The organism is Legionella resiliens (genome assembly GCF_021344005.1).
GTDB classification, from domain to species: domain Bacteria; phylum Pseudomonadota; class Gammaproteobacteria; order Legionellales; family Legionellaceae; genus Legionella; species Legionella resiliens.
In genome coordinates, this window is the sequence record NZ_JAJTND010000005.1 from 606,742 (window position 1) to 627,619 (window position 20,878).

A 20,878-nucleotide genomic window follows, 5' to 3' on the forward strand; every position below is an offset into this window, starting at 1 on the left:
CACTGGTTACAAATACTCTTAGCTTGACAGCAATGATCTGAAGAGGCCAGTATAGAGCTACTTTTTTTCTTGATTCACCTGACTCCCCCTATGCAATCTTTCTTAATCCTCCACAAAATGGATGTTGGTATTGTATTTAGTACGATTGAGGCAAAAACTGCTTCGAAACATTTTAATATTTGGCTCATTAGCAAATACCTTACGTGCAAATTCATTGTAATGATTCATATCTGCTACATGTATTATTAATAAATAATCGGTTTCGCCTGAAACAAAATAACATTGCTTTATCTCTTCTTGCTCCGCCATTTTGCGTTCAAAATGAGCCAATAAATCTTCTCTTTGCTTTTCCAAAGTAATATTTGCAAAAACAATGAGTCCGCGGCCTGCCTTAAAAGGATCGACCAGAGAAACATCCTTCACAATGATGCCCTCATCACGTAATCGTTTTACACGACGAAAACAAGGAGGAGCGGAAATCCCTACTTTTTCAGCAAGGGCTAGATTGGTAATTTGATTGTCTTTCTGCAATAAATTTAAAATTTTTCGGTCAATTTTATCTAAATATACCGGATCAGTCTTATTTTCCAATGCACTTCTATCACCATTTTTTTCCATATATTACCCAAAAATAAAAATTTAACATTATAAAATGAAATAAAACATCATTAAATTAAAAATTTATTTATTTTTATTTCATGATAAATTCTCCTACCCATTAATAAGATACAAAAGGAAACAACTGTGATAAGAATAGCGCATATTGATGAAATTAATACGCTGAACCAACTCATTGAATATTCAGCCCGTGGATTAAGCCAAGAAGACTATACGAACCAAGAAATTGAAGGGGCGATTCATTTTATTTTTGGTGTGGACAAAGAACTTATTAAGGATCAAACCTACTATGTTATAGAAAAAGAAGGCGATGTCATTGCATGTGGTGGGTGGAGTAAACGAAAAACCCTGTTTGGTGGGGATCAATGCGCAGTGCGTGAGAAAGGTTTTTTAAATCCACAAACAGATTATGCCAAGATCAGAGCTTTTTTTGTCCATCCAAACCATGCTCGGCAGGGCCTTGGAAAAATGCTCCTGGAATATTGTGAACAACAAGCCTTATTTCATGGGTTTAGGAAAATGGAAATGATGGCAACCTTGCCCGGTGCAAAACTGTATGAGATTTGCGGCTATCAAATCATTGAACCGGAATATTTTGCTTTCCCCGACGGAAAAAAATTTAAAATGTTAAAAATGATAAAACATTTATAAATACCCGGGTCGAGCAGAGGAATATTTGAGTATGTGCCCTAAATGCAGTACGTACACTCCCCTGGGTATGGTATTCCTGGGTGCACGTTGAAAAAGAGACCCAAACTTAATAAACCTCACTACGTACTGCGCTTTATGTTGTACGTAGTAGGATTTTGGATTTCCCCTGCACCAGGAGCGGTTACATTTGTAAACTAATTATTTTTCCGGGAATGATACTCAGGAATTTCTTTAGGATAGCAGCCTTTTATAGTTCTAAAGAAATCAAGAATCTTTGGAAAGTCCTTATCAATATCTCCTGATGGTTGGAATTTCTCATGAATTCGAACTTCCTTAGTTGCATAATCAGGACCTACCATAACGATAGGCAGTCCTGCTTGACACGCAATATGGTAAAATCCCTCTTTCCATCGGGTCACTGGACTACGAGTTCCCTCAGGAGTAATGGCAAGCTTAAACTCATCACGAGAACAGAATATTTCTACGACTTGCTCAACTGTCTTATTTTTTTTAGAACGATCCACTGGAGCGCCGCCTAAAGCTCTTAACAACAAACCTAGAGGAAAAAAGAACAATTGATCTTTCGCTAAAAAGTTAATTTTAACGCCGACTGAAAAACGCGCAAATAAGCCAACAACAAAATCCCAATTGCTAGTATGGGGAGCTACAACCACCAAATATTTTTTATCGTGCGGTAATTCGCCTACAACTTTCCATCCAAACAGTTTTAAAATAAAGTGTCCAAGTTTCTTCATAGTCGAAATCAATAATTATTTATCTTATTATATACAAATTATTATGCTGATACAGCTCTATCTCTTCGAAGACTAATTTTATCCGGATAGTTTAAATAAAAAAATGAATAAAACACAACACAGTAAAATATTTATACTAAAATGATACATATATAGGTGGAGCTATGGAGTGCCCCATGAAACAAGATCCTGCACTTGACTTTCCCAATCCACGTTTACTGGCAGCTGTTTACTACGGATTACTATCCGTTGTCGGAACGATACTTATCAATGGATTTCTTACAACAATTGGTTTTGAAGAGGTTGTGCCGCTTTTTTATGCAATTATACTAGGAATGGTTGTAGCCTCTATAACTGGGGCACTATTTGGGAAAAGCATCGTTCTATGTCCTAGACCTTACAAACTCAAGACTTTTTTGTTGGGCTTTATTATGGTTCTGCTTTCCTTGCCCTTTTTTGATCTGGGCTTGCTGCTCTTTATGGACACATCAGAAAATCAAGCATTGAAAGTAATCGATTTTAATGATTTTGTTTCTGCATACTTCATTGTCCTGGGTTACAGTTATATTCTTTTTGGCTTTTTACTTGCCATTGCCTCAGGTTTAGCCTCCATCTATTTACGTGGGAAATTTATTTACCAAATTTTGCGTACCGACAAACGACGAGACCATCGTTTACCACGATATGTTGGTGCTGCAGACAGAGAAAAACCTAAACCGGCAAAAAAAATCCGTACTTTGCAGCGCAAAAAAACTTGAGTACAATCTTCTAACTACTCAGCTTTTCATTATATTGTAATCTGCAAACAGCACAGCATAACTTTGGTTTTTCCCGGGTATAGAACATTCTCCGGGAGCGCTGCGCTACACCCAGACTACAATTCAATTGTGGATTTTTAATGTCGACACACACGATTACTGATAAAGAGCAGCTTTTTTTTCTATTAACTCAAAAAACCATTGTTCTCACCCCGAATAACCGACTTAGTGAAGCAATACTTCAATCCTACTATACACACAGTAAGAAACAAACCATCGAGAAGCCTAAGTGTATGCCCTTTAGCGTTGCTCTGGTTAAAGCCTATGAACAACTCAATTTTATTAGCCCTCAGATTACCCACCCCACCTTATTAAACAGCACTCAATGTCAGTACTTATGGCGCAAAATAATTCAAGCCGAGACGAACATAACTTATAGTGAAGGTCTGCTCCAATCGATAAGCAATGCGTGGGAGCGTTGCCAACTCTGGCAAATTAACATGGAAGATCCCACTTTTAATTACACGGCACAAACACGACAATTTCAACAGTGGTGGCAATTATTTGATAAACAATTAAAGCAGAACCATTTTATCACTGAGCATCAATTAATCCCCTATTTGCTCCATGCTAATAGTTCTTTATTTTTCCAAGAGGTTGTTTGGGTATGTTTTGATGATTTTACACCTCAGCAAGCACTCTTGCAGGAACATTTGACGAGAAAAGGTTTCACTCAATACCACTATGATTTGAAGGAAAAATCATCGAAAACTGAAGTATTCGCGGCTCAAGACAACAAAGAAGAATATCAACAGCTCATGGCATGGCTGCATTTAAAAATACAGGAAGGGAATCGGCATATCGGTGTCGTTGTACCGAATTTAGAGCAAGAATCTAATACATTACAAAGAATCTTGGCACATCATTTTGAGTCATCCTGTTTTAATATTTCCCTTGGCCAGTCTCTGAGTAATTTTCCTTTGGTTGCCCATGCCTTATGTTGGCTTAATTTAGATGATCTCTTAAACCCGCATCAAGCAGGATTACTTCTGCAATCGCCCTATTTAGGCAGTTCTAAAGAAGAATTCATAGCCCGCTCTGAGTACTTGCACGAAGGAGTCTTATTAGAAAATCATTCAATTCAGCTAAATCATTTTAGAGAAGAACTTCATACTTATGCTCCAAAACTCGCTAACCTTTTAAAAAATCTTACTCCTTACCCTCAAGAGGCTGCTGTAGAAGAATGGATACACTTATTTCAAAAGCGTTTAAATACTTTGGATTTTCCCGGGGACTATACTCTTAGCTCAGAGAATTATCAGTGCCTTAATCGTTTTATTGCTCTCTTTGATGAGCTAAGGCAATTTTCTTTACTAAGTCCTTGCTTCACAAAATCGGAGGCTCTGGAGATAGTACGTCATCTTGCTGATAACACCATTTTCCAAGCGCAAAAAACCAATGCGCCGATTCAAATTTCCGGTCTACTGGAAGCATCAGGATGTGAGTTCGAGAGTTTATGGATCACGGGCTTAACCGATCAATGTTTGCCCAAAAAAGTACAATTATCAGCTTTTATTCCACCTCAATTGCAACGTGAATTATGTATGCCACATAGCTTACCTGCTCGCGAATTGCAGTTTGCTCGCCAGATCCTGCGTCGGTTCCAAAGAAGTGCTGATTCTATAGTATTCAGTTATGCCCAATTGCAGGCAGACACACCTAATCTACCTTGCTCCTTAATCGTTGGGTTTTCCAATTTTGAACCTTTACCAACTGATTATGAAGAAAAAATTCCATCTGAGTTAATCTCTATAGAGGAGTCTTTTCATATTCCTTTATTGCCTCAGGAGCCTATTTATGGAGGTACAGCAATTCTATCGAATCAAGCCAAGTGTCCTTTTAAAGCATTTGCCGAACACAGACTCCGAGCCAAAACTTCGTTGCAAACAACCGATGGTTTAGGTAATAAAGAACGAGGACAAATCATTCATAAGGTAATGGAGTTGCTATGGCAAAAATTAGAAAATCAACATAATCTGCTTCATTTAGCCAATGATATTCTGGAACAATACATTGATGACGCCATTCATACCTCTTTAGTCTCACTAAAAAGACAACATTGTGACTCATTTCCTGATTCAATACAGGAAGTGGAATACACACGTTTAAAACGAATGGTACACACGTGTCTTGCATGGGAGAAACAACGACCTCCTTTTACCGTAGCAGCGATAGAGCAATCTTACGTGATTAATTTAGCGGGTCTCGATTTTCAAGTGCGCGTCGATCGTTTGGATCAAGTTGAAGATAAAAAATGGGTTATTGACTATAAAAGTACTCTTCCTGCCAGTAAACCCTGGAATGAGGAGCGCCCTAAAGAATCACAGCTCTTGCTTTATGCACTGTTGGATGAACAAATTAACACTCTTTTGCTCTTACAATTGAAAACCGGGAAAATTAGCTGTGCAGGACTTAGTGAGGAAAAGTATACCATAAGTGGGATAACCCCTTTAAAGAAAGACGAAGTATGGACAGAATGCAGGGAGCTTTGGCAAAAACAACTCACTGAGCTGGCTAAAGAATTCCAAGAAGGCCACTGTGCCCCACAACCCGCTCATTTAACTCTTTGCCAACAATGTGATTTTCAGAATTTATGTCGTTTTCAGGGGGAAGAGTAAAGTATAAAACTTTTTTTATACTTTATGTCGAACGGTTCCTAGAATGGATCCCGCACAAAATGCTTCGCATTTTTACGGGATAATGTTCGTTTAGCGTCATAAAAAGTATAAAGTGCTTTTATACTTTTTTATGTCGAACGGTTCTTAGAATGGATCCCGCACAAAATGCTTCGCATTTTTGCGGGATAACGTTCGTTTAGCGTCATAAAAAGTATAAAGTGCTTTTATACTTTTTATGTCGAACTCACGTTAATTGTGATATAAGACATTTAGACCGCTCAATCTCAATTGAAGTGGTTTAATACTATGGTTTCCCTACTACTAATAATAAAAAAGAGATAAATCATGCCTTTGAATCAGAGAAAATTAGAACTGCGTTTAAACGCCTGTGACGAAGCACTACAAACTCTGTTTGCTGATCAGGATGTCGGCGAGAAAATAAGAAAACAAATAACAGCCGTACAAGAATATTATAACCTTTCATATACCAAAACGAATTCAGCCAAAAGCGCTGAAAAAATTGCTGCCAGTTATGAATTATTTTTAGACCAATTAGCCAAAGTAAAATATAAACAGTTAAATACTAAGGAAGCATCGGAAAAAATTAGCAACTCCTGTGAATCCAGAAAAATTGGTGTCTTATTTCATAATCTTGGCAAAGCATTGGAGCTGATGTTCTACGCAGCGACTGCATTTTCTTTATATGCGGGTATTTTTGGGATTGCACTGCCCGTACTTATTGTTCAACCTGTTTTAGGTATTGCCGTAGGAATAACTATTGTCGGAGCAATGATTGCAGCAGCATATAAAGCATTGTCATGTTTCACAGAATTTAAATCATTCAGTCGCCACGATACAGAATATACTAATGAGTTAAGTTTAGTTTCCTTCTTCAAACCCGTGCTGCAACCAATGAAAGAAGAGCTTCAACTCAGTGAAGAAGATGAGTTAGAGAATCGTTGTTTCTGCTAATTAATCTGTCCACTTAAAATCCTGCGGTTATGTAGCATGAGAGGAAGCCTGGGAAACAAGGTCAAACCCGGGTTTCGTTTCGCTACACCCAGGCTAGTATTTTAAATGCCTGGTGCAATCAGTACAGATTCTAACCCAGTGTATAAGCCAAATTTATGAAGATGTTCCAATTGCGAAATTTAACCAGATGTTTAATAATGATAAAATCACGAAACAAGGGAGTGAATATGTCACTCAAATTAGCTAGAGCACGAATTCTATGTTGTGGTTTAATCACCTGTTTACTGAGTTCATGTTTACTGAGTAGTTGTTTTTATCCGCCTTATAATAATTTCAAACCGGTACATCCCATGCCGAGACGAGTCGTTACTGGAGCCGTTGTGGGCACTGCAGTGGGTGCTGCAACAACAGGTACCGTGACAGGTGCACTGGCAGGTACCGTTGTAGGAGGTACTGCTGGCGCCATTGTAGGTTTTTACAAAGCTAGCAGACGCAGCATCATTAAAGAGTTGAATAAAGAAAACATTGAATATGTACAATACGGAGACACCATGACCTTAATTGTACCTGTTGATAAATATTTTATGTTTCAAAGCCCACGCCTCAATGAAGTGTGTTACCCTGGATTGGAAAATATCATAAGGTTATTGAAGTTTTATCCTAACAGTCCTGTGTATGTTGCAGGATTCACCGATAATGTAGGCACACGTCGCCATAAAAAATTAATGTCCCAGGCTCAAGCAGAAACTATGCTTACTTTTTTATGGGCTAATAATATTCCTGCGCAACTTCTTAAAGCAGAGGGCTATGGGGATAAAAATGATGTAGGTGACAATAAATTGATTCATGGCAGTGCATTTAATCGACGCATTGAGATCCAATGGTTCAATAATTATGGTATTAAGACTTGTGCAACATGTCCAGCTCCAGTACCATCACCCGTAGTTTATGCATCAAAGTAAGGCAAATTAATGCGTTCAAGATTTATCGGAGGAATTCTTTTAATTGTTGGAACTTCTATAGGCGGGGGAATGCTCGCCTTGCCTGTCGCCAATGCAGCTACAGGTTTCTGGCAATCTTCCATTTTTCTATTTCTTTGCTGGGTATTCATGACATTAGGAGCGTTTTTTATCCTTGAAGCGAATCTTTATTTACCCAGAGGAAAACATATGGTTTCAATGGCGCAAGCCACTTTAGGTAATTATGGTTTGCTTGCTGCTTGGGTAAGCTATCTTTTTTTACTCTATACCCTGTTGTCTGCTTATATTTCTGGCGGGGCAGACGTATTAAACAGCCTTCTTTTTAAAATTGGATTGCATCTGACAGATTGGCAAGCGAGTTTATGGTTTACGCTTATTTTTGGCATGGTTGTTTATGGTGGAATTCGATATGTAGATTATGTCAATCGTGGATTGATGTTTGGCAAATTAGCTGTTTATGTATTATTAGTGGTACTTATTGCTCCGCACATTGAACTACAACATCTGCGTCATGGTGATATGCGTTATATCGGTGGCGCCATTATGATTTTAATTACCTCCTTTGGTTTCGCCATTATTGTTCCTAATCTAAGAGATTATTTTGATGACGACATTAAACAACTGAAAAAAGTGATTTTTATTGGTTCGTTAATTCCTTTATTTTGTTATTTGGCTTGGGATGCCGTCATCATGGGTGCCCTCCCCTCGGAGGGAAGCCAAAACCTTGAGAGTTTAATGCATAATCCGCATACTACGAGTGCCTTAGCAAGCTTACTCTCAAATAAAGTACAAAATACAACAATCAGCGCTTTGTTTAATTTCTTCACCTCCATTTGTATGCTCACTGCATTTCTTGGCGTGTCTTTATGCTTGTATAGTTTCCTTGCAGATGGTTTAAAGTTGCGTGAACGTGGAAGTCATGGTGTTGGGTTATTTTTACTTACATTTGCCCCTCCGCTTCTCATCGTCATTTATTATCCTGGTGCATACATCCATGCTTTAGGCTATGCAGGTATTTTTTGTATTATTCTGCTACTACTTTTACCCGCATTAATGTGTTATTTTGGCAGAAGAAATCATCAGTCTGTCTTTATTGTTCCAGGCGGTAAATGGACTCAAGGTATTGTAGTTGCTGTTTCTATCGGATTATTGGTGCATGAATTTTGGAATTTGATATAAAACAATCTGTATGCAGCATGTCACTTTAAGCGATAGAGGCAAAAGTTTATAGTTTAATAAAAAATTTTTATGTACTCTACGTATCGCCCTATCCAGAGAACTTGTTTAATAAAGAACTCAGAGGTATCTTAAAGGCTCAATTATGGATATCGGTATAAAGCGAGGTATATAGGGAAAGAACCTATTTATTAGGATCGCTCAACTATAACCCTTTTGGCTGCGATACAATTGACTTAAAATGAATAACAAAGTATCATATTGAATTATTTTTATACTATTTTGGGTTATATCTCATGATCAATTCAAAACTAATAGGTGGAATATTACTTATAGTAGGAACATCTATAGGTGGTGGTATGCTTGCCCTCCCCGTTTCTACTGCAGAAGTAGGCTTTAGCAATTCCATTTTCTTCCTGTTTTTTTGTTGGCTGGTCATGACTGCAGGTGCTTTACTCATTCTGGAGGTCAATCTACGTCTTCCAGCAGGAAGTAACATGATTTCCATGGCTAAATCTACATTAGGATTACCTGGTCAAATTATTGCCTGGATCACCTACCTGTTTTTGCTTTATACCCTACTGTCAGCTTATATATCTGGGGGGAGTGATGTATTCAATAGCTTATTACATAAATTGAATATTGATATGCCCAACAGCGCCACTGCAATTTTGTTTACATTTTTATTCGGTTTGATTGTTTATAAAGGCATACGTTCCGTAGATTATGTCAATCGTGGTTTAATGTTTGGTAAATTAGGCATTTATGTTTTGTTAGTTGCTATCATTAGTCCGCATACCTCTGCTTTGGGCTTAACTGGCGGTTCAGCGCGTGCCTTTACTGGCACTTTAATGATCTTAATTACTTCATTTGGCTACGCATCAATAATACCAAGTCTCCGTGACTATTTTGAAGATGATATACATACCCTAAAACGTGTAATCTTACTAGGTTCGCTTATCCCTCTTGTCTGCTATATTGTTTGGGATGCAGTCATTATGGGTGTTGTCTCTCGAGAAGGAGAAAATGGCCTACTCGCTCTCATGAATTCAGAACACGCGACGAGCGGGCTCACTGAGGCTTTAAGTCAATCAGTACAAAATCAATGGATCAGTGGATTTTTTGGCTTTTTTACTTCGATATGCATGCTTACAGCGTTTTTAGGAGTTTCATTGGGATTGTTTGATTTTCTGGCAGATGGATTAAAACTAGAGAAATCCGGTAACCAGGGAAAATATACCTTAGCTTTAACTTTTCTTCCTCCACTAGCAGTAGTCTTATTAAATCCAGGAATTTATCTGCATGCTTTAAGCTATGCCGGCATTTGCTGTGTTATTTTATTGTTACTACTGCCTTCAATTATGGCCTGGAAAGGACGTAAAACTCATTTAGTCACCGCAGAAAGCCACTTGGTACCAGGTGGTAATTCCAGTCTTGCTTTAATTGGTTTTATAGCCACAGGTTTACTGGTTATCGCCTTCATGTACTAATATCAACCCATCATAGCCGACTCGTTAAGCCTAGCCGGATCCCTTCTGCTTAACTTCACTGAGGATATAACTATGAAATTTGGATATAGCATTATTTATATTAGCAATGTAACAGTCCAAAAAACCTGGGGTTTTCCAGAATTTTTTCAGGTTTTTAAGTATTCCTTAATCAGCGTATAAATAGTCTATAATTAAATCATAAGTAAATGTTTTCATTATGATAAATACAAGGAGGTAATTATGTTAGGCTGGGCTTTAATATTTTTCATCATTGCAATTATTGCAGCCGCATTTGGATTTGGTGGCATTGCATCAGCTGCTGCAGGAATTGCGAAAATTTTATTCTTTATATTTCTTGTTATCTTTGTCGTATTTCTGATAATGGGATTACTGGGTCGACGTCCGCCACCTCCAGTATAAAATTAAATTATAATAGTGAAACAGAACCAACCGGGCTTAATTTTGGGGTTCTGTTTCGCACTCCAAGTTAAGGCTGTACCATTTCATCAAATTAATTGAACAGTTTAATTTGAACTTCTTGAGATGAACTTTTCCATGCTCTTTTCATAATTTCAGTATTAAAAGAAATGCCAAAATCACCATTTTTATTAAGGGCAATAACACCTACTTCCCCGTTTAACCTTTGATTGCGTTCATGAATTACGTAATCGCACGCTTGCTGCAATGACATATCAAATTCTATCATCATGGAGATAGTATGCCCCACTACCCCTCTAATTAAATACTCACCTTCCCCGGTTCCAGAAACCGCACATGTAGCGTTATTGGCATAACATCCGGCACCAATAACACAACTGTCTCCAATTCTGCCTGGAAGGCAATTGCTAATTCCACCTGTCGATGTTGCCGCTGCAAGATCTCCTTGTAAATCTAAAGCAACAGCACCTACAGTTCCTTTCATTTTCTTGCGTTGAATTTCTTCCATGCTCTCTATTTTATTCAGCTTTTGATACATCTCATATTGATGCGGAGTTATAAAATAAGACTCGGGCTCCATTTCCAAACCATACTTCTTTGCCAGTTCTACAGCACCATATCCTGAAAGAAAAACATGACGTGTTTTCTCCATCACCAGCCGGGCAAGACGAATTGGATTTTTTACAGTACGAACCATAGATACGGCACCAGCTTGCAGATCCGTGCCACTCATAATGGAAGCATCCATTTCCACTTCACCCCGGCAATTTAAGGCTGAACCTTTTCCTGCATTAAATAAAGGATTATCCTCAAGAATTGCTACTGCTTGCTCTACTGCATTCAAAGCAGAACCCCCTTTATCAAGAACCGAATAACCTATTTCAACTGCTTGAGCCATACCGTGTTCAAATTCTTTTTGATGATCGTGCAAAAAAGAATAATTTTCACTAGCACCACCATGTACCGCGATTGCAATTTTATTCATTACCGTATTCCATTTTTTGAATTATCTATTTAGAGGGATCGCAGGATTCGCCAGAATACGATCTGCAATTGAAAATTGACATCCCTTTACCAAAAGATGAACTATCAAATTTTCAACAAATACAGGCTCTCCTTCTTCAACATCCGTGATATTTGTTTGATTTATATTTCTACCATCAATAATGACAACCATACCTGAGCCATAACATTCTGCATCCGTTCCATTTCGAATAACCAGAGCCGTATCTTCACCTAGACCAATACCCAATTGTTCTGGGTTCATAATAATGGCATGTGCCAAACGACTAAATCGTCCTCTTTTTATGAAATGAGTATCAATAACACAAGAATGTAAAATCCCTAACCCCGAAGAGGTTAATAAATTGAGGTACCTTAAAGCTTCTGATAAACCGCCTCCTGTAATCATAACCGTACCCATAACCATAGCCCCAGCACTGGTTCCGGCAATAGTGAAATTGCTATCTTTCATATATCGTTCTTTAATAATATCGACTATAGGAGTACCACCTAATATCGTGGATAGACGAAACTGATCTCCTCCTGTAAAGAAAATAGCTCCCGCATCCTTTGCCCTTTTTAAATACTCTCCATGGCGTGCTTCGCTTCTATTTTTTATAGGAATAAAACCTATATTGGTATAACCCATGTTATGAAAAACATTTTGATAAATTTGTTTTACTTCATCCTGAATTTCCGACCCAGTTGTAATAATTTCTATTTTCTTATTCGACGGAGGCAATAATTCATTTAAAATTTCATAACGAGTAAATTCCTTATTTTGTTCCGTAATATCCAATGGCTCATTATAACCCTTATCTTCAGCACCCCCGATAATTAATAATTTAGCTTTGGGTGTCATTATAAACCTCATTTGCCATTATCAGTTGTTTTTCCTTTTTCTTGAGAAAATGAGTTGTTTCAAATACATCTTCAACTGCGCAATAAATAAACGTATTTAATTCTGCTACTCCCATCACATATTCAATGGCTTCGAGCTCATCTGAAATAATATTTAAAGACGGTTTAAAATCAGATCGAAGTATTCCTGCAGCAATAAGACGATTTATTTCATGATGAGTTCTCCCTCTTCCGTCTTTATCATGGCGAATGACGATTTCATCAAACATGGAAGCAGCATGATAGCCCAGCCTTTCTATGTCCTCATCACGGCGATCACCGACCGCCCCTATAATCCCAATTTTTTTAGTACAATGAATTGAAGCAAGATAATTTTTTAACTCACAAAATGCACCCTCGTTATGCGCATAATCGACCATGACTTGGCAATGAGGAAATTTAAATAGATTCATTCTGCCAGGAAGATTTTCGACATTTGGATAAAAAATTTGCAGTGCTTCTTTTATTTTTTCTAAAGAGAACTGACTGATAACCCCAGCCAATGTTGCAGCTAATATATTCATAATCATACCGCTTGCAGTACCTTGAAAACTAAGTGGTATTGATTTTACATCAGCTAAAACCGTTCGTTCGGAGCCTCGCTGCACGATAATATGTCCTTGATCAAGATAAGCAGTCAACCCACCTAAACTGCAGTGCTTCCTGATACGAGGGCTTTCAAACATACTAAATAAAGCAATGTTACACGTTAAATCGTTTCTTAAATCATAGGTTAAATTATCATCAGCATTTAAAATCGCATATCCTGTTTCTTTCGTGCTGCGCGCAACAACCGCCTTGACCTGGACCAATTCATCAAGAGTATGAATTTCATTTAATCCCAAATGATCCCCAGTAACATTAGTAATTACACTAATATCACATTCATCAAATCCTAAACCCGACCGCAAAATTCCGCCTCGCGCACATTCTAACACTGCATAATCCACTTCGGGATCATATAAAACAACTTGTGCACTGGCAGGACCACTACAATCTCCGCTATAAATCAATTTATTATTTATATAAATACCGTCTGTAGTAGTGTATCCGGTGTGATGATTTGCAAAACGTGCGAGATGAGCAATTAAGCGAACAACGGATGTTTTTCCATTAGTACCTGTCACTGCGACTATTGGAATCCTTGAAGTTAAATTAGGTGGATAAAGCATATTCAAAATGGGTTCAGCTACATTACGTGGCGTACCTTCATTTGGTGACAAATGCATTCGTAATCCTGGCCCAGCATTTACTTCGATAATGGCACCATGATTTTCATTCACAGGACAAGTTATGTCATTTGAAATCACATCGATTCCGCAAATATCCAAATTTACAAGTCGCGCTACACGTTCTGCAAGAAAAATGTTAAACGGGTGAACCGTATCAGTTACATCTTTAGCTGTTCCACCAGAACTTAGATTTGCAGTTTCTTTTAAGTATAAAATATGATTCTCAGGTAAAATACTCTCAAGAGTCAGATTATTTTGTTTTAAAATAGAGAACGTGTATTCATCAATCTTGATTTTTGTCAGCATATTTTCATGGGAATCGCCTCGATTCGGATCTTCATTCGCCTGCTGAATTAATTGACTGATTGTAAGTTTCCCATTCCCTCTAACCTGGGCAGGAGTTCTTTCAGCTACAGCTACCACTTTATAGTTTACTACTAAGAATCGATAATCTTTCCCTGTTATGAAGCGCTCAACTATTAATTCATTAGAAATTTTTTTTGCACGTTCATAGCCAAAAATTGCTTTATCCCAATCCGCAATATTTGTAGTTACCCCTTTTCCATGATTCCCGTTATATGGCTTAATCACTAATGGGAATCCCAATTGTTTTATTGCTTTTTCAAGTTCCTCTTCATTCTTAATAACCAACCCTTTGGGAGTTGGAATAAAATTTGTGCTTAAAATCTGCTTGGTAAGCTCTTTATCCGAAGCGATATCCACGCCTATAGAGCTTGTTTTCGAAGATACGGAGGCCCAAATCTTTTTTTGATTTCGCCCATATCCTAATGCGATTAGAGAAGTGTTTTCATAATGTTTACAAGGAATTTTTCTTTTTTTAGCTTCCTGGACAAGTGCCTGAGTGCTAGGCCCTAATCCCTGCTTTTTAAAAATTTCCCTTAAGTGATTAATTGCCCCATCAAGAGGATATTCTTTGCCTTCTGCAATAGAATTTATGAAATTGATCGCAACTTCTCCTGCATACAAACCTGCTTCTTCAATTTGGTATGCAAATATGACTTGATAAACACCATAATCTTTAGTCCCATAAGTCCGGCCAAAACCGCATTCCATCCCTGCGAGACACTGCAACTCCAAAGCAATGTGTTCGATCACATGTCCTAACCAAGTACCTTCTTCTACCCGTTTTAAAAATCCGCCGTCAACTCCTAAAGAACAACGATGGCTCTGTAAACTTGGAAGACACTGTATCAGCCGTTCTTTAAATCCAACTAAAAGATTCGTAGGAAGCTCCTCATATTTTCCTAAATCAAGTTTAATAACAATGAGTTCTTTTCTATAGTTCGACCAATAATTAGGTCCTCTCAAGACTTGGGTTTTTAAAATGTTCATTCGCATTCCTTGGCATAAAATGAATTACTAAAAACTCTTTTTAGCATAGGAAGAATTTTTAAATTCTTCAAATTTAAAAATAACTGATTTGCTAATCACGGTGAACTAAGGATAATAGTTAATTATTTGAAAAAAAATGATTTTTGGGAGATTACCTGCATTTCTTAGAAAGAAATGCAGGTAAATGGATTATTTTTTAACATCACATGTGATTTGTGTGCAGTCTCGGCAATGCTTTGTTGCGAAAGCAAATGACTTGACAGCGGAACCAGCATGTTCTGACATTTTCTTATCAGCATCTTGGTCGGCTTTTTTATCACTTGAGCTTGCATTAGTAGTACAAACCCAATTTGAGTTCATTGAGGTCTTCGGAGTAGCATTCGAACCTGTGCCATTAGACCCTGTTGTTTCATTAGCAAATGAAGTGACAGAGAATAGAACCAGTGTACTGAATAGTGCTCCTGATAGTATTTTCATAGATTACCTCCCTGTATAGAAACCGGTTATTGTAGTTTTAAATTCAGGTGCAGAAAAATTGGGCCAATGATCTTTATCAAAGCCAGGCGCATCTTTCAGATGCTGTTTATCTACATTGAGAATAAAACAATCATCTTTGTTGTCGTACAAAAATAAATTCCAGGGTACAGCAAAATATTTATTCCCAAATCCTAGAAAACCACCAAAATCTAATACAAGATAATTTACTTTTCCAGATTGTTTGTCGATAACAACCTCAGCAATTTCACCTAGATTCTCATGAGCTGGATTCATTACTTTAGAACCTGTAAGCTCACCAGATTTAACAATTCCTCTGTGTTCCATTTTAAAGCTCCTTTTAATGTGAAATCTTTTTCTTAAATTTTAATGATGCATTTTCTTTTGAAAATCTTGTACCGCTTTTTTAGCTTGTTCTTCACTGTAACCGTAATGTTTTCTGAGTTTTCCAAAAATTTCTTGTTGATTGCCTTCAATTTGTTTTAAGTCATCGTCTGTGAGCTTACCCCAAAATTGTTTCATTTGGCCTTTTATTTCCATCCATTTTCCTTGAAAAATATTCTGATTCATTTTAATTCTCCCTAATAATTTTTTTCAGCTAATAAATTGGAAAGTTCTTATTAGCCCCAATAAAGGCTAGTCAATAATTTTTAAAAATGCAAAGAAACTAACCCTGAGATTCAGGATATTTGCAAAATCTTGACGATCAAATTAACGTTCGTCCTAGGATTTCTAAAGGTCTATGATAGATTAATTGGGGTTTACATTATAATTTTCATTACTGTAACAGGGTGTTCTTTAAAACGGTCTGTATCTATAATTTTCCATCCTAATGATTGGTAGTAATTCGGAATTGTTTGATCAAACGCAAAGAGATAAAGTACTTCATATCCCATTTTTTTTGCTTGCTCTTTCGTTACATCAATAAGACGTTTACCAAGTCCCTGCCGTTGATATGCAGGTTTTACAGATAAAGATCCTAGCCAGGGCATTAAATCAGGGCGGATACCATCATTTTCACGTAAACTGCACATGCCTACCGGCGTTTCTTCATCAAATGCAACAAAAGTAATGGGTAATTTGTCGTGGTTTGCATGTTCACGAAAACGTTGTTCTACTACATCTAGGGGCACATCAGGTAACCAAATTTTTCCAAGACCTTCTTGCCAAATGAGGGCAAGCTCAGGGATCGCATCAAGATTATTTTGCAGAAGATCAATTCTTATCATTTTTAAATACCCAATAGTTTTTTGCAATTCTACGCTTTGGTTAAATGCTGCGATTTCATGCACTCCGATATCACATACGTTCGGTGCTAAAATCGCAGCTTTTCGACTCAATATAGTTGGGGACAGACCCTATGAACATCAGAATACATCTTATATTGCTTTATTACCACTCAGGATTCCATAAACAAACTATTATTTTAATTTTTTGAAGTAGGTGATTTCCCATATCGGTTCAAGGCATAAAGTCCCATATTTTTTGCTATTTCACCCTCGGCAAAAAACACCTTTCCGTTGATTTCTTTTTGTAATAACGTAGCCTCTTCCTCATTATGTGTCCGGATAACAATTTCAATTTCTGGATTGAATTTAGTTGCATATTGGATCATCTTTCCCACATGCACAGTCTCCGATATTACAATGATAAGCATACTGGCATGGGCAATATGGCTTTGCATAAGTACAGAAGGCTTGGATGCATCGCCATAAACTGCGGGTATACCCGAAACTCGCAAGCGTTCTATTAGCTCTCGATTATCATCGATTACAATATAAGGAACAGCTTTTTCCGAAAGTAACCGAGCAACTCGCTTCCCCACTCGTCCATATCCTATCAGAACAACGTGTCCTGCAAGATATTTTTCTGTAGTGGTCACAGGTAACTCAGTTAAAGGATCTTTTGTACGCTCAAAAATCTCCATTAATTTAGAGTGAGTTTTTGCCCATATATGGATAGGAGTGATTAGTTTAAATATAAGCGGATTAATGGCTATTGAGATTAACGCACCCGCTAAAATAAAACTTCGTCCCTCTACAGGAAGGAGGCCCAAGCGTATTCCAAGTTCAGCAAGGATAAAAGAAAACTCTCCAATCTGCGCCAGACTTGCTGATACAACCAATGCCGATTGTAATGGATAGCGAAAAGCGAGGACGAGAATAAATGCTGCAATTGATTTTCCAATAACAATGATACCTACAACAGTTAATACCTGCAGTGGTTGTTCCACTAAAACAGCAGGGTTAAACAACATACCGACTGAAACAAAAAACAATACAGCAAATGCGTCTCGAAGGGGTAATAATTCTTCGGCTGCACGATGGCTAAAGGCAGACTCCCTCATGAGCATCCCAGCAAAAAAAGCACCTAAAGCAAAGGAAACCCCGAACAGTTTAGCAGCTACATAGGCAATACTAATTGCGGCGGTAACAACACACAAAGTAAATAATTCGCGTGATCCTGTACGGGCAACATGCCAAAGCAATTTGGGAAAAAATCGCCGCCCTACCAAGAACATCAGGGCAATAAAAGTGGAAACTTTTATGAACGTAAGACCAAGGACAAACCACAATGGCTTGTGTATACTGACTGCTGGATTATTACCTAACCATTGGGATAATGGCGGAAGCAATACCAGCACAACCACCATAGCCAGATCTTCAACCAGAAGCCAGCCTACTGCAATATGACCATTAATTGTTCCCAACATGCCTCGTTCTTCAAGTGCTCTCAATAATACGACCGTACTTGCAACGGATAACGAAAGTCCAAAAATCAAGGCATAGCCATAGTTCCAACCCCACATAATGGCAGTACACCCCCCCAATATTGTTGCTACAATCATTTGCACAATCGCCCCCGGAATGGCAATCTTTCGAACATACAGCAAATCAGATAATGAGAAGTGCAATCCTACTCCAAACATGAGTAGCATGACTCCAATTTCAGCGAGTTCCTGAGCGATTTCAACATCAGCCATCAACCCTGGAGTAAATGGTCCCATAGCGACACCAGCTAATAAATAACCTACCAAGGCAGGAATCTTAAATCGTACCGCAAGAAATCCCAGGATTAATGCTAAAGCAAATCCCATTGCAACCGTAGTGATCAGAGGAAGCGCATGATGCATACTAAAGTATCCTTTTAAATCCATATTCTTTAGAAACTGTTGTTCACATGCATATCTATAAATCTATTAGTACGAAGAGCAAACATTTTTGATTATTAAATATTACTGATTTAATTGGGAAAAATTAACTCAAATAACTCTATATTTATTCAATATAGTAAATTTACTAGAAACATCAAATACATAATAAGACAAGAAGAAATAAAATAATGCAGAACACATCGATCGATGTTATCCGCATGATTTACTGCAATAGCTTTATGCAACTAATTAGGGAAAAACTGAAGTTAGATGAAATTTGCCAGAGGCCCGCAGAAAATAACCAACGAGAAAATTTGCATCATTTTTAAGTGGGCTTAAAGAGGAACTTGTATTATCTCACGAATTATCTGAAGATTATTATGTGTTAAAAATATTTTTTTTTTAGAACAATTAGTTATGAGACTGCGGTGAAATAAGGATTGTAAGTTATGTTAAGAAGGTTAAATCGTTTACTCATTCCTCGCGCACGATTAAATCAATATCAATTAGCTGGCTGGAAGCCTGACTGTATCGCTGATTCAGGATTAGGGTGTAAGCTTTTAGCTGATGTAATGATTCCAATGCCGGACGGAGTTCATCTCTCTGCGGACGTCTATATACCGAGAAAGTCTGGAAAATATCCGGTTATTTTACAATTTTCGGCTTACAACCGCGACTTACATACTACTGGCCTCCCTACCGGAAATAATGAAATTGGTTCTCCTCCGGTAATTACTGATAGAGGTTATGTACAAGTTGTTGTCACCGCGAGAGCTATTGGACGCTCCGAAGGTACTTTTCAACTTTGGCAAAATGAGCAGGAAACTGATGATCATTTTCATTGTATTGAATGGGCAGCACAACAACCTTGGTCAAATGGTGATGTCTGTTTGTTTGGAACCTCTTACTATGGTATGAATCAAGCCAGTGTGGCTGCACTTAATCCTCCATCGTTACGCGCTTTTTTTGCTAATGAAATTTGTACTGATTTTTACCGACATATTTTCCACTATGGCAGTGTGTTTAATGCTGATTTTTTGAATTTATGGGTAGGGGCTAACTTCAATCCGGCCACAGTGCATCGCTACATAGCCCCGTGGAAAAGAGCAGTCCTTAGCTATTTCATCAGTTATCCCTGGTTATGGAATAGATTCATAAAGCCCAACTTAAATAAAATTATTGCACGATTTAAAAAAAGTCATGTCATCCCTGAAGCACTTCGCTGGTACATTCATCTTATGGTCGATAGCAACTTAAGAGAAGAGACTCAAATTGCACAAGGACCATTTCGAAAATTAAACCAGATTAATGTTCCTTTTGTTACAGTACAAAATTTAGGTAACATTGCATTACATCAATTTGGCTGTTATGACCTATTTGAACACGCAGGTACCCCCCCAAATAAAAAATGGATGATACTTGGGCCCGCCGAATATGAGTTACCTGTCTACTCCTGGCAATTGGAAGCGCTTGCTTTTTTTGATCATATTGTCAAAGGGATTGATAATGGATACTCTAATTTATCTCCAGTTCGCTACTGGGTAGAAGGAAAAAACAAATTTGAATCCGCCACAAATTTTCCTATTCCAGAAATGCAGGTACATAAGCTTTATCTTCAAGGCCAATCCAATAGTTCAAAGCGTCGAATACTACAGCATCAAATACCGAATGAAGAACAAGACTCCTGGATTTCTATTCCTCCAGGTACAGAAGTCTTACCCGGAATTGAACAATTCGAAACGCAAAAATTGGCTTATGAATTTATTTTTGAGCGAGAAACAACAATAATTGGTCCTATTACATTGCAACTTAAATACAGTTGTAATGAAATTGATTCCTATGTAATCGCTCGATTAGGGAAAATAGATCACGAAGGGAATTATCATCCTTTGTCTATGGGGCATCTTCGCCCTGCTACACGGACCATCGATACCCAGAGTACTCGTTGTGAGTTAGTTATTAATACATCGATAGTAACGCCCCTTCAACATAATATACCTGTCTTATTGCGTTTTAGCCTGACGCCGGCTGCCTCATTTTATCAAAAAGGCGAGAGTTTGCTTTTAGAAATTGCCAGTCGGAGTGACCAACTGTACGTCAGCATGAAAGAAGGATTTATTGTTCCTTATACTGCTGTCCCACCCTATTGTTGTCGCAACAAAATCCACTATGGAGCGGATTCTTATATAGAGCTTCCCTATAAGCAAGAGGCACATTAAAGATATA

General features: G+C 37.8%; 19 protein-coding genes. 9 read left to right on the plus strand and 10 right to left on the minus strand.

Translation table 11 applies throughout. The features are described from left to right. Positions 1–102: 102 nt before the first annotated feature. The gene (locus tag LXO92_RS15175; RefSeq protein ID WP_182350359.1) at positions 103–618 is read right to left on the minus strand and encodes an Lrp/AsnC family transcriptional regulator; all 516 of its coding nucleotides are present in this window, start codon (positions 616–618) and stop codon (positions 103–105) included. A 126-nt stretch (positions 619–744) separates the two neighbouring features. On the opposite strand from LXO92_RS15175, the gene LXO92_RS15180 reads away from it, so the two are divergent. Beyond that, the gene (locus LXO92_RS15180) at positions 745–1,269 is read left to right on the plus strand and encodes a GNAT family N-acetyltransferase (RefSeq protein ID WP_182350360.1); all 525 of its coding nucleotides are present in this window, start codon (positions 745–747) and stop codon (positions 1,267–1,269) included. Between the two features lie 194 nt (positions 1,270–1,463). On the opposite strand, the gene LXO92_RS15185 is transcribed toward LXO92_RS15180, so the two are convergent. Continuing rightward, complete coding sequence (locus LXO92_RS15185) at positions 1,464–2,024, minus strand: 1-acyl-sn-glycerol-3-phosphate acyltransferase (RefSeq protein ID WP_182350361.1); 561 nt, start codon at positions 2,022–2,024, stop codon at positions 1,464–1,466. A 176-nt stretch (positions 2,025–2,200) separates the two neighbouring features. On the opposite strand from LXO92_RS15185, the gene LXO92_RS15190 reads away from it, so the two are divergent. From LXO92_RS15190 to LXO92_RS15220, 7 genes are all read left to right on the plus strand, one after another. After that, positions 2,201–2,782, plus strand: a complete 582-nt coding sequence (locus tag LXO92_RS15190) for a hypothetical protein (protein ID WP_182350362.1) — start codon at positions 2,201–2,203, stop codon at positions 2,780–2,782. 140 nt (positions 2,783–2,922) lie between these two features. Further along, complete coding sequence (locus LXO92_RS15195) at positions 2,923–5,460, plus strand: PD-(D/E)XK nuclease family protein (RefSeq protein ID WP_232891269.1); 2,538 nt, start codon at positions 2,923–2,925, stop codon at positions 5,458–5,460. Between the two features lie 345 nt (positions 5,461–5,805). Further along, positions 5,806–6,432, plus strand: coding sequence for a DUF5638 domain-containing protein (locus LXO92_RS15200; protein WP_182350364.1), 627 nt, complete (start codon positions 5,806–5,808; stop codon positions 6,430–6,432). Positions 6,433–6,659: 227 nt separating this feature from the next. Continuing rightward, positions 6,660–7,394 carry a C-OmpA-like family protein CmpA gene (cmpA, locus tag LXO92_RS15205; protein ID WP_182350365.1) on the plus strand — a complete coding sequence of 245 codons (735 nt, stop codon included), beginning with the start codon at positions 6,660–6,662 and terminating at the stop codon, positions 7,392–7,394. A 9-nt stretch (positions 7,395–7,403) separates the two neighbouring features. Then, positions 7,404–8,591 carry an amino acid permease gene (locus LXO92_RS15210; RefSeq protein WP_182350366.1) on the plus strand — a complete coding sequence of 396 codons (1,188 nt, stop codon included), beginning with the start codon at positions 7,404–7,406 and terminating at the stop codon, positions 8,589–8,591. Positions 8,592–8,884: 293 nt separating this feature from the next. Further along, on the plus strand, positions 8,885–10,078 hold the full coding sequence (locus tag LXO92_RS15215) for an amino acid permease (protein WP_182350367.1): 1,194 nt from the start codon (positions 8,885–8,887) through the stop codon (positions 10,076–10,078). Between the two features lie 240 nt (positions 10,079–10,318). After that, the gene (locus tag LXO92_RS15220; protein ID WP_182350368.1) at positions 10,319–10,498 is read left to right on the plus strand and encodes a DUF1328 family protein; all 180 of its coding nucleotides are present in this window, start codon (positions 10,319–10,321) and stop codon (positions 10,496–10,498) included. A 91-nt stretch (positions 10,499–10,589) separates the two neighbouring features. On the opposite strand, the gene LXO92_RS15225 is transcribed toward LXO92_RS15220, so the two are convergent. From LXO92_RS15225 to LXO92_RS15260, 8 genes are all read right to left on the minus strand, one after another. Then, complete coding sequence (locus LXO92_RS15225) at positions 10,590–11,501, minus strand: isoaspartyl peptidase/L-asparaginase family protein (protein ID WP_182350369.1); 912 nt, start codon at positions 11,499–11,501, stop codon at positions 10,590–10,592. A 21-nt stretch (positions 11,502–11,522) separates the two neighbouring features. After that, positions 11,523–12,380 (minus strand): cyanophycinase, encoded by an 858-nt coding sequence (locus tag LXO92_RS15230; protein WP_182350370.1) that lies wholly within the window; start codon positions 12,378–12,380, stop codon positions 11,523–11,525. Next, the gene (gene cphA / locus LXO92_RS15235) at positions 12,364–15,003 is read right to left on the minus strand and encodes a cyanophycin synthetase (RefSeq protein WP_232891270.1); all 2,640 of its coding nucleotides are present in this window, start codon (positions 15,001–15,003) and stop codon (positions 12,364–12,366) included. The genes LXO92_RS15230 and cphA overlap by 17 nt, the downstream gene beginning before the upstream one ends. A 189-nt stretch (positions 15,004–15,192) precedes the next feature. After that, entirely contained in the window at positions 15,193–15,480 is a 288-nt protein-coding gene (locus LXO92_RS15240) for a hypothetical protein (protein WP_182350372.1), read from the minus strand. A gap of 3 nt (positions 15,481–15,483) precedes the next feature. Beyond that, positions 15,484–15,825, minus strand: a complete 342-nt coding sequence (locus tag LXO92_RS15245) for a PRC-barrel domain-containing protein (protein WP_182350373.1) — start codon at positions 15,823–15,825, stop codon at positions 15,484–15,486. Between the two features lie 39 nt (positions 15,826–15,864). Continuing rightward, a complete protein-coding gene (locus LXO92_RS15250) occupies positions 15,865–16,068 on the minus strand; it encodes a CsbD family protein (RefSeq protein WP_182350374.1) in 204 nt (67 codons plus the stop codon). 191 nt (positions 16,069–16,259) lie between these two features. Further along, positions 16,260–16,727, minus strand: a complete 468-nt coding sequence (locus LXO92_RS15255) for a GNAT family N-acetyltransferase (RefSeq protein ID WP_182350375.1) — start codon at positions 16,725–16,727, stop codon at positions 16,260–16,262. A 197-nt stretch (positions 16,728–16,924) separates the two neighbouring features. Then, positions 16,925–18,631, minus strand: a complete 1,707-nt coding sequence (locus LXO92_RS15260) for a cation:proton antiporter domain-containing protein (RefSeq protein ID WP_182350376.1) — start codon at positions 18,629–18,631, stop codon at positions 16,925–16,927. Positions 18,632–19,101: 470 nt separating this feature from the next. Between LXO92_RS15260 and LXO92_RS15265 the strand changes: the two genes are divergently transcribed. Further along, positions 19,102–20,871: a CocE/NonD family hydrolase gene (locus tag LXO92_RS15265; RefSeq protein WP_232891271.1), complete on the plus strand. Its 1,770-nt coding sequence runs from the start codon at positions 19,102–19,104 to the stop codon at positions 20,869–20,871. Positions 20,872–20,878 lie beyond the last annotated feature (7 nt).

What these genes read in the sequence shown, in the direction of transcription:
- LXO92_RS15185 (WP_182350361.1), bottom strand. Translation starts at nt 2,024, where the DNA reads ATGAAGAAACTTGGACACTTTATTTTAAAACTGTTTGGATGGAAAGTT.
- LXO92_RS15215 (WP_182350367.1), top strand. Translation starts at nt 8,885, where the DNA reads ATGATCAATTCAAAACTAATAGGTGGAATATTACTTATAGTAGGAACA.
- LXO92_RS15190 (WP_182350362.1), top strand. Translation starts at nt 2,201, where the DNA reads ATGAAACAAGATCCTGCACTTGACTTTCCCAATCCACGTTTACTGGCA.
- cphA (WP_232891270.1), bottom strand. Translation starts at nt 15,003, where the DNA reads ATGAACATTTTAAAAACCCAAGTCTTGAGAGGACCTAATTATTGGTCG.
- LXO92_RS15230 (WP_182350370.1), bottom strand. Translation starts at nt 12,380, where the DNA reads ATGACACCCAAAGCTAAATTATTAATTATCGGGGGTGCTGAAGATAAG.
- LXO92_RS15260 (WP_182350376.1), bottom strand. Translation starts at nt 18,631, where the DNA reads ATGCATCATGCGCTTCCTCTGATCACTACGGTTGCAATGGGATTTGCT.
- LXO92_RS15210 (WP_182350366.1), top strand. Translation starts at nt 7,404, where the DNA reads ATGCGTTCAAGATTTATCGGAGGAATTCTTTTAATTGTTGGAACTTCT.
- LXO92_RS15220 (WP_182350368.1), top strand. Translation starts at nt 10,319, where the DNA reads ATGTTAGGCTGGGCTTTAATATTTTTCATCATTGCAATTATTGCAGCC.
- LXO92_RS15175 (WP_182350359.1), bottom strand. Translation starts at nt 618, where the DNA reads ATGGAAAAAAATGGTGATAGAAGTGCATTGGAAAATAAGACTGATCCG.
- LXO92_RS15200 (WP_182350364.1), top strand. Translation starts at nt 5,806, where the DNA reads ATGCCTTTGAATCAGAGAAAATTAGAACTGCGTTTAAACGCCTGTGAC.
- LXO92_RS15195 (WP_232891269.1), top strand. Translation starts at nt 2,923, where the DNA reads ATGTCGACACACACGATTACTGATAAAGAGCAGCTTTTTTTTCTATTA.
- LXO92_RS15250 (WP_182350374.1), bottom strand. Translation starts at nt 16,068, where the DNA reads ATGAATCAGAATATTTTTCAAGGAAAATGGATGGAAATAAAAGGCCAA.
- LXO92_RS15245 (WP_182350373.1), bottom strand. Translation starts at nt 15,825, where the DNA reads ATGGAACACAGAGGAATTGTTAAATCTGGTGAGCTTACAGGTTCTAAA.
- cmpA (WP_182350365.1), top strand. Translation starts at nt 6,660, where the DNA reads ATGTCACTCAAATTAGCTAGAGCACGAATTCTATGTTGTGGTTTAATC.
- LXO92_RS15255 (WP_182350375.1), bottom strand. Translation starts at nt 16,727, where the DNA reads ATGATAAGAATTGATCTTCTGCAAAATAATCTTGATGCGATCCCTGAG.
- LXO92_RS15225 (WP_182350369.1), bottom strand. Translation starts at nt 11,501, where the DNA reads ATGAATAAAATTGCAATCGCGGTACATGGTGGTGCTAGTGAAAATTAT.
- LXO92_RS15240 (WP_182350372.1), bottom strand. Translation starts at nt 15,480, where the DNA reads ATGAAAATACTATCAGGAGCACTATTCAGTACACTGGTTCTATTCTCT.
- LXO92_RS15265 (WP_232891271.1), top strand. Translation starts at nt 19,102, where the DNA reads ATGTTAAGAAGGTTAAATCGTTTACTCATTCCTCGCGCACGATTAAAT.